At 69.2% G+C, this 13,555-nt stretch carries 12 protein-coding genes; 8 read left to right on the forward strand and 4 right to left on the reverse strand.

Annotated features, from left to right (window positions below):
* From AC1D1T_RS11790 to AC1D1T_RS11805, 4 genes are all read left to right on the forward strand, one after another.
* Positions 1-1,183: efflux transporter outer membrane subunit (locus tag AC1D1T_RS11790; protein ID WP_477991910.1), on the forward strand; the 1,183-nt coding region annotated here is incomplete at its 5' end.
* An 84-nt stretch (positions 1,184-1,267) separates the two neighbouring features.
* On the forward strand, positions 1,268-1,912 hold the full coding sequence (locus AC1D1T_RS11795; RefSeq protein WP_047501724.1) for a hypothetical protein: 645 nt from the start codon (positions 1,268-1,270) through the stop codon (positions 1,910-1,912).
* Positions 1,913-1,915: 3 nt separating this feature from the next.
* Positions 1,916-2,533 carry a cytochrome b/b6 domain-containing protein gene (locus tag AC1D1T_RS11800; protein ID WP_477826082.1) on the forward strand — a complete coding sequence of 206 codons (618 nt, stop codon included), beginning with the start codon at positions 1,916-1,918 and terminating at the stop codon, positions 2,531-2,533.
* Positions 2,530-3,309, forward strand: a complete 780-nt coding sequence (locus AC1D1T_RS11805) for a molybdopterin-dependent oxidoreductase (protein ID WP_477826081.1) — start codon at positions 2,530-2,532, stop codon at positions 3,307-3,309. The genes AC1D1T_RS11800 and AC1D1T_RS11805 overlap by 4 nt, the downstream gene beginning before the upstream one ends.
* 26 nt (positions 3,310-3,335) lie before the next feature.
* Here the strand turns inward: AC1D1T_RS11805 and AC1D1T_RS11810 are convergent, their stop codons facing one another.
* Entirely contained in the window at positions 3,336-5,375 is a 2,040-nt protein-coding gene (locus AC1D1T_RS11810) for a LamG-like jellyroll fold domain-containing protein (protein ID WP_477826080.1), read from the reverse strand.
* Positions 5,376-5,509: 134 nt separating this feature from the next.
* Here AC1D1T_RS11810 and AC1D1T_RS11815 point away from each other — a divergent pair, with 134 nt between their 5' ends.
* Positions 5,510-7,120, forward strand: coding sequence for an S-layer protein (locus tag AC1D1T_RS11815; protein ID WP_477826079.1), 1,611 nt, complete (start codon positions 5,510-5,512; stop codon positions 7,118-7,120).
* A 7-nt stretch (positions 7,121-7,127) separates the two neighbouring features.
* On the opposite strand, the gene AC1D1T_RS11820 is transcribed toward AC1D1T_RS11815, so the two are convergent.
* From AC1D1T_RS11820 to AC1D1T_RS11830, 3 genes are read right to left on the reverse strand one after another with little or no spacing between them, the layout of a single operon-like run.
* Positions 7,128-8,009 carry an Fpg/Nei family DNA glycosylase gene (locus AC1D1T_RS11820; protein ID WP_477839363.1) on the reverse strand — a complete coding sequence of 294 codons (882 nt, stop codon included), beginning with the start codon at positions 8,007-8,009 and terminating at the stop codon, positions 7,128-7,130.
* Between the two features lie 27 nt (positions 8,010-8,036).
* Positions 8,037-9,317, reverse strand: a complete 1,281-nt coding sequence (locus tag AC1D1T_RS11825; RefSeq protein ID WP_477991911.1) for a type II toxin-antitoxin system HipA family toxin — start codon at positions 9,315-9,317, stop codon at positions 8,037-8,039.
* A complete protein-coding gene (locus AC1D1T_RS11830) occupies positions 9,307-9,648 on the reverse strand; it encodes a helix-turn-helix domain-containing protein (RefSeq protein WP_477825530.1) in 342 nt (113 codons plus the stop codon). Before AC1D1T_RS11830 ends, AC1D1T_RS11825 begins: the two co-directional genes overlap by 11 nt.
* Positions 9,649-9,837: 189 nt before the next feature.
* Between AC1D1T_RS11830 and AC1D1T_RS11835 the strand changes: the two genes are divergently transcribed.
* The 3 genes from AC1D1T_RS11835 (at position 9,838) to AC1D1T_RS11845 (ending at position 13,553) form a co-directional block, all read left to right on the forward strand.
* Entirely contained in the window at positions 9,838-11,466 is a 1,629-nt protein-coding gene (locus AC1D1T_RS11835; protein ID WP_465111537.1) for a peptide chain release factor 3, read from the forward strand.
* 122 nt (positions 11,467-11,588) lie between these two features.
* Complete coding sequence (locus AC1D1T_RS11840) at positions 11,589-12,041, forward strand: DUF2214 family protein (RefSeq protein ID WP_465111538.1); 453 nt, start codon at positions 11,589-11,591, stop codon at positions 12,039-12,041.
* Between the two features lie 186 nt (positions 12,042-12,227).
* A complete protein-coding gene (locus AC1D1T_RS11845; protein ID WP_477825529.1) occupies positions 12,228-13,553 on the forward strand; it encodes a reverse transcriptase family protein in 1,326 nt (441 codons plus the stop codon).
* The last annotated feature ends 2 nt before the right edge of the window (positions 13,554-13,555 follow it).

Genomic DNA, 13,555 nt, shown 5'->3' on the forward strand with positions numbered 1-13,555 from the left:
GCTCGCGCAGGCGCGCGCCGTGGTGGCCGCCGGCTCGTCGGCGCAGCTGCCGCAGCTGACGCTCGGCACGCGCGATGCGCGCCAGCGCATCTCGGCGAACCGGCCGCTCAGCAGCTACAACTCGACCAACTTCTCGACTATCCAGAACGACTTCACGCTGTCGCTGTCGGCCAGCTACGAGGTCGACCTGGCCGGGCGGGTGCAGCGCAGCGTCGAGGGTGCGCGCGCCTCGGCCGAGCAGTCGGCTGCTGACCTGGAGAACACGCGGCTGCTGCTGACGGCCGAGCTGGCGGTCGACTACTTCAGCCTGCGCGCGCTGGACACCGAGCTGGACGTGCTGTCGCGCTCGATCGCGTTGCAGCGGCGTTCGCTGGAGCTGGTGACGGCGCGGCACGACCTGGGCGCGGCCTCGGGGCTGGACGTGGCGCAGCAGCAGGCGCTGCTCGACACGACGCTGACGCAGGTCGACGTGCTGCGCCGCCAGCGCGCGCAGTTCGAGCACGCGATCGCGACGCTGACCGGCACGCCGGCGCCGTTGTTCTCGATCGCGCCCGAGGCGAAGGTGTTCGAGCCGCCGGCGATCCCGCTGGGCGTGCCGTCGGACGTGCTGCAGCGCCGGCCCGACGTGGCGGCGGCCGAGCGCGCGATGGCGGCGGCGAATGCGCAGATCGGCGTCGCGAGCGCGGCGTTCTACCCGAGCGTGATGCTCGCGCCCTCGGTCGGCTACGAGAGCCGCGACCTGTCGACGCTGTTCAACGCGCCGAGCCTGCTGTGGTCGATCGGCGTGTCGGCCGCGCAATCGGTGTTCGATGGCGGGCGGGCGCGCGCGAACGTCGACTTCGCGAAGGCCGGCTACGAGGTGACGGTGGCCAATTACCGGCGCGTGGTGCTGACCGCGATGCAGGAGGTGGAAGACGGCATCACCGGGCTGGCCGCGCTGGACCGCGCGAGCGCGCAGGCGCAGACGGCGGTGGCCTCGGCGCGCCGCGTGCTCGACATGGCGACCAGCCGCTACGAAGGCGGCGCGTCGACCTACTTCGACGTGATCACCGCGCAGCAGGCGCTGCTGGCCAGCGAGCGCCAGGCGGCTCAGCTGCTAGGGCAGCGGCAGCTGAGCTCGGTGTTCCTGGTGAAGGCGCTGGGCGGTGACTGGCAGGGCGGGGTGCGGGCCGCGGCGAACTGATCCACCGGCATCGGACATTCGACCGATGCCGCTGCCGCCCTGATCCGGGAACAGTACGGGACTCGATTCCACAGGAGTTCCCGAATGTTCCTCACCTTGTCTTCTTCCCTCTCTTCCAACGTGCTGCCGCGCATGGCGTCGGCGCTCGCCCTGGTGGGCGGCCTGCTGCTCGCCGGCACGGCCTCGGCGGCCGACCCCAGCGTGCACATTCGCGGCGAAGTCGTCGCGGTGCGCGACCACCAGGTCGACATCAAGGCCCGCAACGGCGCGGTCACCACCGTGCAGCTGCCCGACGGCTACCAGGTCATGGACGTCTCGAAGACCAGCCTCGCCGCGGTCAGCGAGAACAGCTACCTCGGCATCGCCGCGGCGCCTGCGGCCGGCGGCAAGGTCCGCGCACTCGGCGTGATGGTGTTTCCCGAAGGCGCCCGCGGCCTGAACGAAGGCCACTTCCCGTGGGACCTGGCCAAGCGCAGCACGATGACCAACGCCACCGTCGCGAAGCTGGTGAAGAAGGGCAGCACCAGCGAGCTGGAGATGCGCTTCGGCGACAAGACGCAGGCCGTGCTGGTCGACAACGCCACCGTGTTCGGCCAGTTCGTGCCGGGCCAGCCGGCGCTGGTGGTGCCTGGCGCCAAGGTGATGGTGATCGGCCAACCGACCGACGGTGGTCCGGTGACCGCCCGCATCGTGCTGGTCGGCCGCGACGGCTTCATTCCGCCGATCTGAGCCATGGACGCGCCGGGCAACGATCGGCCGCCCCGCTGGGTCCGTGCGACCCACTGGATCCATGCGGCGAGCTTCTTCACGCTGCTCACGAGCGGCTGGCAGATCTACGCGGCCGACCCGTTCTGGCTGCCGCCGTTCCCCGCGTGGGCAACGCTCGGCGGCTCGTTGCCCGGCGCGCTGCAATGGCACTTCGCCGCGATGTGGGTGTTCGTCGCGAACGGGCTGGTGGCGGTGGTCACGCTGATTGCCAGCGGTCGCCTGCGCCGGCTCTACCTGTCGGTGAGCGGGGCGGGCTTCCGGGCGGACCTGAAGCGCTTCCTGCGCAACCCGTTCGACCACGGCGACGGCGGCCGCAACGCGATCCAGAAGCTGGCCTACCTGGGCGTGCTGGTGGTGCTGGCGCTGGAGGTGGCTTCGGGCCTCACCCTGTGGAAGCCGGTGCAGTTCCAGGCGCTGTCGGCGCTGCTCGGCGGCTACGAGATGACGCGCCGCATCCATTTCACCGGCATGGCGGCCTTGGCGTGCTTCGTCGTCGGGCATGTGGCGTTGGCGCTGGCGTCGCCGCAGCTGCTGTTGCCGATGCTCGGCCTGCGCCGGAAGACACGAAAGGAGACGCGATGAACCGCACGCCTGCCGATGAAGATGCCGCATGGAGGCTGCTGTCACGCGAGCTGCAGGCCCGCGGGGTCGCGCTCGATCGGCGTGCCTGGTTGCGCCTGTCGCTGGCGGGCGGCGCGTCCGCGCTGCTGGCCGGCTGCGACGTGACCGACACCGAGGGCATGCAGGCGGTGCTGCGGCGCATCTCGCGCTTCAACGACGGAGCCCAGGCAGCGCTGCTGCGCCCCGGCCTGCGCGCGCCCGAATACACACCGGCGCAATTGACGAAGCCGTTCCGCTTCAACGCCTTCTACTCGGAAGCTTCGGTGCCCGAGATCGACGAGGCAAGTTGGCGGCTGGAGGTCCGCGGCCGCGTGCAGCATGCTGCCGCGTGGACGCTCGGCGAGATCCGCGCGCTGCCGGTCGTCACCGAGATCACGCGCCTGATCTGCATCGAAGGCTGGAGCGCCATCGGGCAGTGGAGCGGCGTGCCGCTGTCGCACTTCCTGCGCCATGTGGGAGCCGACCTGTCGGCACGCTACGTCGCGTTCCGCTGCGCCGACGGCTACTACACCAGCATCGACATGGAGAGCGCGATGCACCCGCAGACGCTGCTCGCGCACGGCTTCGCCGGAGCGACGCGCCTGCCCGACGAGTTCGGCTTTCCGCTGCGGCTGCGCATTCCGATCAAGCTCGGCTTCAAGAACCCGAAGCACCTGGTCGGCCTCACCGTCACCGACGAGTTCAGCAGCGGCTACTGGGAAGACCTGCACGGCTACAACTGGTTCGGCGGGCTGTGATGCGCTGCCAGCAGCCGGCTTCGCCCTCAGGTGCGCCGCGCCGTCAGCCACTTGGCGGACGGCAAGGCTTCGGCCACCACGCGCACTTCACCGATCTTGCCGAAGAAGCCGTCGGCGCGATCGCCGTCCCAGGAGCCGGCACCGACCACCCAGGGTGAGCCGGCCGACAGCGTGGCCAGCCCCGGCACGTTGCTGGTGTTGCGCAGCACCGGCGCCCCTTCGACGTACATCACGGTGTCGTGCGTCGTCGGGTCGTTGACGATCGCGATGTGCACCCAGGTGTCCGCAATGATCTCGCCCGACCAGCTGGCATCGCCTTCGCGCGCGCCGGTGATGTCGGGCACCACCTCCCACTGCACCTCGCGCAGGCTGGAGATCGCGAACAGCATCGGCGGGGATTCCGGATCGCCGCCGTCGAAGCCGGCCAGATCGCCGCGCTTGCCGTCGCGCGTCATGATGTTCATCCAGGCGTGCTTCGACTTGTCCCAGGCCTTGTCGATCTTGATGAAGGCCTCGATGGTGTAGCCGGTGGCGGCGAAGGTGAGTGCGTTGATGGCCGCCGTCGTGTCGGTCAGGAAGTAGCTCATCCGCGGCGTGTTCTTGTCGGTGTTCAGGAACGCCACCGAGCCCGGTGCAGCCGACAGGCGGTGGTGGTCGCTGCTCCAGACGATGTCCGCCGCCTGCGCGCCGACGATCACGCTGGTGTTGAGCGCATCGCGCTTGAGCGGGTTGGCGCCGGTCACGTCAGCGATCTGGGCCCCGGGTGCCACGGCCGCGCCCTCGGTGCCGCCGAAGAAACGCCAGTGCGCGATGGTGGAGGCCACCTTGGGGTAGTCGTCGGTGTCCTTGGCCGCCAGCTGGGTCGGGGCCGCGGGCTCGTCGTAGCCCTTCAGGACCAGGGCCTTGGCCTGCTCCACCAGCGACGATGCCACCGTGGCCTGGCCGGTGCCGAAGCCCGGGTTGAAGCGGGCGAAGCGCTTCGCGAAATCCATGCCGATGGAGAAGCTGTGGTTGGGCTCGGTCAGCACGGCCTGGTCGAAGGCATTCAGCGTGTCTGCCGGCTTCATCGGCACCCAGGGCGAGAACGACAGCACCTTGATCTGCTGGTTCGTCAGGTCGAACTCATACAAGCGCATCAGGCCGTTGCCGCCCTGGTAGGCCATCTGGTAGTCCACCACCATCTCCTCGACCGCGTTGCCGAAGTCGTTGGTCTTGGTCAGGTGGGCGCCCCCATGATGGTGGCCGTTCAGCGTCATGAAGATCTGGTCGTTGTCGCGGATCAGCTTCTCCCACAGCATCTTGCCGTAGCCGGTCTCCAGCGGGCTCACGGCGTCCGGTGCGATGTTCAGCAACTGGTGGTTGACCAGGATGACCGGCAGCGTCGGGTGGCTCGCGATCACGCCGCGCGCCCAGGCGATGCCGGCGTCGGAGATGCGCCACGACAGCGACAGCACCAGGAACTGCTGGTCCTGCGCCTTGAAGACGTGGTACTCGTGGAAGCCGGTGCCGTCGCGCTCGCCGAAGGTGGACTGGCGCTTGGCGCGCTTCGCGCCGAACCATTGCAGGTAGGGTTCGTTGGCCAGCACGCGCTGGGTGTCGGTGCCGGTCGTCGGGCTCGCGTCGTAGTCGACGTCGTTCAGCACGTCGTGGTTGCCTGCCAGGATCGAGTACGGCACCTTGGCCACTTCCAGCACCTGCATCGCGGTGTCGGCCACCTTCCATTGCTCGGGCTTGCCGACCTGGTCCACCACGTCGCCCAGGTGGATGACGAAGGGGATGTTGAGCCGTTGCGCGTTGTCGGCGATCCAGCGGGTCTGCGCGAAGTACGGCTCGCTGCCGTAGTGGCGCTCGTACTGGCTGCTCTCCGTGGACGTGGCGTAGCGTGAATAGAACTGGGTGTCGGGCAACACCGCCAGCGCAAAGCTGGAGATGCTGGTGGATGCGGGCGCGGCGTCACCGTCGCCGCCACCGCAAGCGGCCAGCAAGCCACCGGTGGCGACCGTGGAAGCGGACGCGAGGCTCATCTTGAGCAGGCTGCGGCGCTGGATAGAGGGGTACTTGTTCATGGAAACCACTCTAGGGGCGCCATATGCAGTTGCCGTGACAGTTCGATGATCGCGCGCACGCAACACCGGGTCACTGCGTTGTCACGAGGCGTTCCTAGGATCCATCCCTTTTTGCGAAGGAATCCATCGTGTTCATGTCCCATCGGATCAAGCTTCTGTCGTTGTTGTTGGGAGGCGTGTCCCTGATCTACGCCTGTGGCGGTGATGGCGACAGCGGCAGCAGCCCCGTCAACGAGCCGGCCGGCAAGTGGACGGCCGGCGACCTGCACGTGCACACCGTGCAATCCGATGACTCGCGCACGACGCAGACGCTGGACTTCGTGCTGAACAAGGCCTTCGCGACCTACAAGCTGGACTGGATGGCGCTGACCAACCACCTGCGTTCGTCGAAGTACGACAACAACGGCACGCTGCTGGCCACGCCGGTCCCGTTCGCGTACGGGATGGCCTCGTACGAGATCCCGCGCGTCAAGGCGCTGCAGGCCGGCGGCACCTATGCCGACAAGCTGATCTTCTCGGGCTTCGAATGGGACATGCCGACGCATGACCACCTGGGCGTGGCCTTGTTCGAAGGCGCGCCGGCGCTGCAGGCGTCGACCGGCGGCGCGAAGGAGTTCCAGTACGCCTTCACGACGCTGGCGGAGTCGCAGTTCGATCCCGCCGACGTGGCCGTCTGGAAAACGAAGTACCCGCAGCGCTTCAACAGCACGGCCGCGGACGCGCTGCAGGCGATCTCGTGGCTGAAGACGAACTACCCCGCGACCAGCTTCGCGACCCTCAACCACCCGTCGCGCAACCCCGGCAAGTACACGATCAGCGACCTGCGCCAGATGAACGACCTGGCACCCGACATCGTGTTCATGATCGAGGGCATGGTCGGCAACCAGATGGAGCCGAACCGCGGCGGCTACACCTCGGCCTACGTGCCCGAGAACGCGCCGAACCGCACCTACGGCGGTGTCGATGCCATCGTGGCCCAGCTGGGCGGCACCTGGGATGCGTTGCTGGGCGAGGGCCGGCGCATCTGGAACATCGCCGACTCCGATTCGCACTTCGAGATCGACGCGGCCAGCAACAGCAGCGGCTACTACCCGGGCGAGTATTCGAAGAACCACGTCTGGGTGGCCGACGGCCAGGCCGGCGTCGGCGGGCTGACGAAGAGCCTGCGCGACGGCCGCATGTTCGGCGTGTTCGGCGACCTGATCAACGCGCTGGATTTCCGTGTGACCGGGTCCTCCGGCAAGGGCTTCATGGGCCAGGAGATCAAGGTGCCCGCCGGCGAGAGCGTGACGGTCACGATCCGCTTCAAGAGCCCGGCGCTGAACAACTACCAGAAGCCGGTGGACAGCGGCTCGCTCGGCAACATGAAGCCGGTCGTCGACCACGTCGACCTGATCGTCGGCGACGTGACCGCCAAAGCTGCGCCAGGCACGCCGGCCTATGCCGTCGCGGCGAATGCCTCGACCCGCGTGCTGCGCCGCCTCACCGCGGCCGACTGGAAGGTCGATGCCGACGGCTACTTCGCGGTCAGCATCCCGGTCGAGGCGAAGAAGAACCAGTACTTCCGCCTGCGCGGCACCAACCTGGCCCCGGACGTGGCAGGGCTGACCGCCAACGGCGAGCCGCTGGCCGACCAGCAGACCGCCGGCGCCGACAACACCGCCCGCGTGAACGCCATCAATGACCGCAACTATGGCAGCCTGTGGTTCTATTCGAACCCGGTGTTCGTGACGGTCACGCCGTAGGCATCGCTCAGGGCAGCTCGTCGACGTTCTTCGGCCAGCTCGCCTTCAGCAGCCGCGACAGCGCCCGGTCGGCCAGCAGCTTGCCGCCGGTCTGGCAACGCGCGCAGTAATTGGTCTCGTTGTCGGCATGCACGATGCGCTGCACCGGCGTGCCGCACACCGGGCAGGGCTGGCCGAAGCGGCCGTGCACGGCCATCTGCGGGTGGAACGCGGTGACCTTCTCCGGCCAGTCGCCGGCCTCGGCGCGCAGGCGTTCGGTCCACTCGGTGAGCACCGCGCGCGTCGCGTCGAAGAGCTGCGCGACCTGCGCCGGCTGCATCGCCTTCGACAGCAGGATCGGTGACAGCTGCGCGCGGTGCAGGATCTCGTCGGAGTAGGCGTTGCCGATGCCGCTGAACAGCCGCGGGTCGGTGAGCTGGCGCTTCAGCGTGTGGTTCTCGTGCAGCAGGCGCTCGCTGAAGGTGGCGAGGTCGGCGGTCAGCACGTCGATGCCGCCCGGGTCCATCGCCTGCAGCGCTGCGCGGTCGGCCACCACGTGCAGCGATGCGCGGCGCTGCGTGCCGGCCTCGGTGAGCACCAGGGTGCCGCTGTCGAACTCGAAGACGGCGAGGCTGATCTTGCCCGGCGGCTTGCCGCCCGGCGGCAGCCAGCGCAGCCGGCCGGCGATCATCAGGTGGATCACGAGGAAGAGGCCGTTGTCCAGCGCCAGCACGACGCGCTTGCCCAGCCGCTCGATGCCGACCACGGTGCGGCCCTCGGCCTGCGGCAGCGGCGGCTGCGCGGTGCGCAGCAGGAACGGGTGCAGCACCTTCACGCGCTGCAGCGCGCGGCCCTGCACCTTGTCGGCCAGGCGCTCGGTGTAGACGGTGATGTCGGGCAACTCCGGCATGGCGCGAGTGTGCCAGCGCCGCGGATCTCAGGGCGCGGGCCGTGCCGCGCGCCGGAAGCCTTCGTAGGCGAACGCAGCCGCAATGCGGTCGCAGTCGGCCGGCGACACCCCCGCCTCGCGGGCGGTGGCGAACCAGGTGCCGCGCACCTGCGCTTCCATCTCGTCGATCAGTCGCCGTGCCTGCTCGCGCTCCAGCAGAAAGCGCAGGCACTGCGACAGCAGGTTGTCGGCATTCGCGAAACGGCCCGCATCGCCGCAGGCCATCGCCAGGTCGCGCCGCTCGATGCTGACCGGCACGGCCGGCGTCAGGTCGTAGGCCGGCGACAGCTGCCAGTCGCGCCCCCGCGCGATCAGCGCATGGTTGCGCGGGTGATCGTCGATGTTGGAGATCAGCGCGTTGAAGCACATGCGCCTGAACAGCTCCGCCGCATTCGCCTGCGGCTCGCTGCAGGCCCGCCGCAGCTCCTCGGCCAGTTGCACGTACGACCAGTGATCGCGCGACTGGAAGGTGTCCTCGGCCCGCAGCATCGTCAGCGCGCTGACCATGCGGGCTCGCAGGTAGCCGCCTGGCACTCTCTCGCGGTCGAAGCGGCGGACCAGCAGCACGTCGCGCCCGGCGATCTCGACGACCCGGCTGTCGGCCGTCGTCAGGCCGCAGCGACGCGCCAGCGTCAGCATCGCGTGCTCGACGCGGGCGCTGTTCCAGGCATCGGTCGCCGCATTGAACTTTGCGATCCACAGCCCTGCCGCATCCTCCACCACCGCCTTCGGCCGGGCGCCGCCCATCGAGGTGCCGACCAGCAGCAGGTTCTCGACCTGCTCGGTCTCGGCATCGGCCGGGCGTTCGTCGTCGGCGACGATGGCATCGGCCGTGGCCTGCAGGCGGGCCAGGTCCAGGGTCTGGTTGAAGCTGCGCCTCGGTGCCGGCGGCGTTGGATTGAGGCCGAAGCCCAGGGCGCCGGCCCGGTCGTCAGGCGCGTGCAGCAGGTAGGCCAGTTCACCGGGCTGCGACTGGCCGAGGTGCCGCTGGATGACGCGCCGGCCCCAATGGTCGGGGCTGGCATCGCGCAGCGCGCCGAAGACGCCGTTCAGCGCGTTCGTCGTGCTGGTGCGCTCGCCGAGCCTGAGTTCCACCGGATCGATGGGCACCGCATCCTCCCGCGCGAGGTAGCTGCGCCCATAGACGAAACGCCCCTCGGGCACGCCGTGCCGGTTCACGCTCAACGCGAAGCGGCCACAGGTGACGGGCTCGGTCGCGCCAGGCAGGGTGATGTAGACGAAGCACTCGCCTGACGATTCAGAAGTCATTGCTCAGGCCGGCCTTCGCGCGGGCGCGCTCGCGCTCGGATGAGCGGGACAGGGCCTGACCCTCGGCATCGCGCTCGGGCATGGCCACCTCGTCGAGCTGGTTCAGCAGGTTCAGCGCCCACAGCATGGCCGCATAGGTCGCGACCGATGCCGATGGCTTGCCGTGCTCGGCATCGGCGACCGTCCGTCGGCCGACGCCGATCTTCGCGGCCAGGTGGTCGAGGGTCCAGTTGCGGCGCAGGCGCGCCGTGCGCAGGTCGCCGCCCAGTCGCCTGAGCGACTGCTCGACGGCGTGAGGCGGTGCGGCCAGAAGGGGATTGCGGGCGGTCATCGGCCGGCAAGGTAGCACGCCCTTTGACGCGTTGGCAACAAAAAGTTATCTCAAGAGTACTTTATCTGTATGAATGAGATCTCAAGTGAACACGCGGCTGGGCCGCCCGAAGCTACGCCCGGTCGATGAGGGACAATGCGCCCCTCGTGCCGCCTGCAGGCGGCGCCCCTCCCGCGAGTCCCCTACCCGATGTCCTCCGAGCTGACCCCGCAGGTGCGCCGCCGCCGCACCTTCGCCATCATTTCCCACCCCGACGCCGGCAAGACCACGCTGACGGAAAAGCTGCTGCTGTTCTCCGGCGCGATCCAGATCGCCGGCAGCGTGAAGGCGCGCAAGGCCTCGCGGCACGCCACGTCCGACTGGATGGAGATCGAGAAGCAGCGCGGCATCTCGGTGGCGAGCTCGGTGATGCAGATGGAATACCGCGACTGCGTCATCAACCTGCTCGACACCCCGGGCCACCAGGACTTCTCCGAAGACACCTACCGCGTGCTGACCGCGGTCGACGCCGCGCTGATGGTGATCGACGCGGCCAACGGCGTCGAGCCGCAGACGCGCCGGCTGCTGCAGGTCTGCCGCGCGCGCAACACGCCGATCCTCACCTTCGTCAACAAGATGGACCGCGAGGTGCAGGAACCGCTGGTGCTGATGGACGAGATCGAGCGCGAACTCGGCATGGGCGTCGTGCCCTTCACCTGGCCGGTCGGCATGGGCAAGCAGTTCCACGGCGTGATGGACCTGCGCGCGCAGCAGATGCGCGTCTTCAGCCCCGGCGAAGACCGCAACCACAACGACGACGAGATCCTCGCCGGCCTGGACAACCCGGCCTACGCCGAGCGCTTCGGCATGCAGTACGAGCAGGCGCAGGGCGAGATCGAGCTGGTGCGCGAGGCCGCACCCGCCTTCGACAAGGAAGCCTTCCTGGGCGGCCACCAGACGCCGATGTTCTTCGGCTCGGCGGTCAACAACTTCGGCGTGCGCGAGGTGCTCGATGCGCTGGTCGACCTGGCGCCTGCGCCCGGCCCGCGCCAGGCCACGCAGCGGCTGGTCGAGCCCGACGAGAAGAAGTTCACCGGCGTGGTCTTCAAGATCCAGGCCAACATGGACCCGGCGCACCGCGACCGCATCGCGTTCGTGCGCGTGGCCAGCGGCCACTTCGAGCGCGGCATGCGGCTGAAGGTGGGCCGCTCGGGCAAGGAGCTGCGGCCGAACACCGTCGTCAGCTTCCTGTCGCAGCGCCGTGAGCTGCTCGACGAGGCCTTCGCCGGCGACATCATCGGCATCCCGAACCACGGCGTGCTGCAGCTCGGCGACACGCTGACCGAAGGCGAGAACCTGCTCTACACCGGGCTGCCGTTCTTCGCGCCGGAAATGTTCCGCAGCGTCGAGGTGGCCGATCCGCTGCGCACCAAGCAGCTGAAGGCGGGCCTGCAACAGCTGGGCGAGGAGGGCGCGATCCAGGTGTTTCGCCCGGTCGCCGGCTCGGTGCTGCTGCTGGGCGCGGTCGGCCAGCTGCAGTTCGAGGTGGTCGCGCACCGGCTGGAGCATGAGTACGGCGTGAAGGCGCGCATCCAGCCGAGCCGCTTCCAGGTGGCGCGCTGGGTGACCTGCGACGAGGCCGACGGCGGCGAGCGCGAGCTGAAGCGCTTCATCGACGCGAACGACCACCGCGTGGCCTACGATGCGGTCGATGCGCCGACGGTGCTGGTGGAGTACGCACCGGAGCTGCGCGCGATCGAGGCCAACTGGCCGAAGATCAAGTTCCACGCGCTGCGCGAGCACGCGGGACTCGTCTTCCAGAAGAAGCTGGACGGCTGAGCGCCGTTCACGCCGCGGGCCCGGCATCCGGCGCCCGCGGCAGGCAATTCGTCGCGCGCCCTCTTGCGCGACACCGGCCGGACCGGCACATTGCGTCCCAACGCAACGCCCGGAGACCCCGCATGATCGCCAGCTCACTCGTCGCCGCACTGCATTTCATCGCCGCGTTCGGCATTGCCGCGACGCTGTTCCTCGAGTGGCTCACGTTCAGCCGCACGCCGACGCTCGCCGAGGCGAAGCGCATCGCGCTGGCCGACCGCTGGTACGGCCTGTTCGCGATGGTGCTGCTGGTGGTCGGCTTCGTGCGCGCGGCGCAATTCGAGAAGGGCTGGTCGTTCTATGCGCACAGCCCGTTCTTCCACCTGAAGCTGACGCTGTTCGTGCTGGTCGGGCTGCTGTCGATCTACCCGACGGTGCGCTTCATCCGGTGGGCGCCGATGCTGAAGGCGGGGCAGACGCCGAAGGTCACCGAACGCGAGTACACGCTGATCTCGCGGCTGCTGGCCGCACAGATGGCGCTGCTGGTGCTGATCGTCATCGCTGCGTCATTGATGGCGCACGCGGTCGGTCTCTAGGCTTCTAGAATCCGCGCGCGGCCACACACGCCGAGCAGAAACGGGTTGCAGTACGGACCCGGCTGTGGGGTACCCCCACGGCATCGAGTCGACCTTGGCATTCGCGGTGCCAGCCAGCGTGCGCTGACGCGCACACCAGCTGACCACGAGACCGGCAGGTCGGCGTCCCTGGGCCGCACCCCGAACATGGACTCCCTTCGCTATCGCCGTCTGAATGCCCTTGCGTTGGCCTATGCGCTGTGGGCCGGTCCACAGACACGCGCGACACTGCGCGCGCGCGCCGTCGGCGCACTGGGAGACGAGCCGGCCTGGCTGACGCTGCTGCTCGACGAACTGCGGCCCGTTTCCGGTGCGACGTGGCAGCGGCAGAGCGTCGAGGACCTGGCCGATCGCCTCGAGCGCACCCGCACGTTCGCCGACGCGGTTCGGAGCACCCCCAGGCCGTTCGTCCAGCGCTGGATCCTGCGTGCCTCGCGCATGCACCCGGCGCCGCTGGGGCTGGACGATCTGAATCTGCCACCACTGCCGCACAGCGCCGCCATTGCCGAATGGCTGGGCATCACGCTCGACGACCTCGACTGGTTCACGCACGACCGCCGCCCGGCGTTGCCGCTTCACGCGCAGCACTACGGCTTCACGCTGCAGCCCAAGCGCAGCGGCGGCGGCCGGTTGATCGAATCCCCGCGCAGCCGGCTGAAGGCCTTGCAGGGGCGCGTGCTGCACGACCTGCTCGACAAGGTGCCGGTGCACGAGGCCTGCCACGGCTTCGTCGCGGGCCGTTCGGTGCTGACGCATGCGCGGCTGCACACCGGTCGGCCGGTGGTGATGCACTTCGACCTGAAGAATTTCTTCGGCCGCATCCTGGCGTCGCAGGTCGCGGCGGTGTTCCACACGCTCGGCTACCCGCGCGGCGTCGCGCGCCAGCTCGCCGCGCTGTGCACCGTCAGCACGCCCGAGCCGGTGATCGAACGGTTGCGCGACGATGGCTGGGTCGACTGGCAGGACGCCCGCGCGCTGCGCCGCGCCCACCTGCCGCAAGGAGCACCGAGCTCGCCGATGCTGGCGAACCTGTGCGCGTTCCAGCTCGACCTGCGGCTCGACGGTCTCGCCCACGTGCTCGGGGCGACGTACTCGCGCTATGCCGACGACCTGGTGCTGTCCGGCCCGGAGTCGCTGCGCCACGGGTTCGAGCGCATTGCCGGCTGGGTGGCTCGCATCGTGAAGGAGGAGGGCTGCACGCTGAACCACCGCAAGACGCGCCTGGCGACGCAGGCATCCGCCCAGCGCGTCTGCGGCGTCGTCGTCAATTCGCACCCGAACCTGCCGCGCCGCGAGTTCGACCGGCTGCGCGCCACGCTCCACCAGTGCGCGCTGCGCGGCCCGGCATCGCAGAACCACGACGGCCATGCCGATTTCCGCGCCCACCTGTGGGGCCGCGTGCAATGGGCGGCGCAGCTCAACGCCGCCAAGGCGGCGCGCCTGCACACGTTGTGGCAGCGCATAGACTGGTAGCC

The organism is Rhizobacter sp. P2_H3 (genome assembly GCF_056403355.1).

Coding starts and splice junctions, on each gene's coding strand:
- AC1D1T_RS11795 (WP_047501724.1), top strand. CDS start 1,268: ATGTTCCTCACCTTGTCTTCTTCCCTCTCTTCCAACGTGCTGCCGCGC.
- AC1D1T_RS11800 (WP_477826082.1), top strand. CDS start 1,916: ATGGACGCGCCGGGCAACGATCGGCCGCCCCGCTGGGTCCGTGCGACC.
- AC1D1T_RS11805 (WP_477826081.1), top strand. CDS start 2,530: ATGAACCGCACGCCTGCCGATGAAGATGCCGCATGGAGGCTGCTGTCA.
- AC1D1T_RS11810 (WP_477826080.1), bottom strand. CDS start 5,375: ATGAACAAGTACCCCTCTATCCAGCGCCGCAGCCTGCTCAAGATGAGC.
- AC1D1T_RS11815 (WP_477826079.1), top strand. CDS start 5,510: ATGTCCCATCGGATCAAGCTTCTGTCGTTGTTGTTGGGAGGCGTGTCC.
- AC1D1T_RS11820 (WP_477839363.1), bottom strand. CDS start 8,009: ATGCCGGAGTTGCCCGACATCACCGTCTACACCGAGCGCCTGGCCGAC.
- AC1D1T_RS11825 (WP_477991911.1), bottom strand. CDS start 9,317: ATGACTTCTGAATCGTCAGGCGAGTGCTTCGTCTACATCACCCTGCCT.
- AC1D1T_RS11830 (WP_477825530.1), bottom strand. CDS start 9,648: ATGACCGCCCGCAATCCCCTTCTGGCCGCACCGCCTCACGCCGTCGAG.
- AC1D1T_RS11835 (WP_465111537.1), top strand. CDS start 9,838: ATGTCCTCCGAGCTGACCCCGCAGGTGCGCCGCCGCCGCACCTTCGCC.
- AC1D1T_RS11840 (WP_465111538.1), top strand. CDS start 11,589: ATGATCGCCAGCTCACTCGTCGCCGCACTGCATTTCATCGCCGCGTTC.
- AC1D1T_RS11845 (WP_477825529.1), top strand. CDS start 12,228: ATGGACTCCCTTCGCTATCGCCGTCTGAATGCCCTTGCGTTGGCCTAT.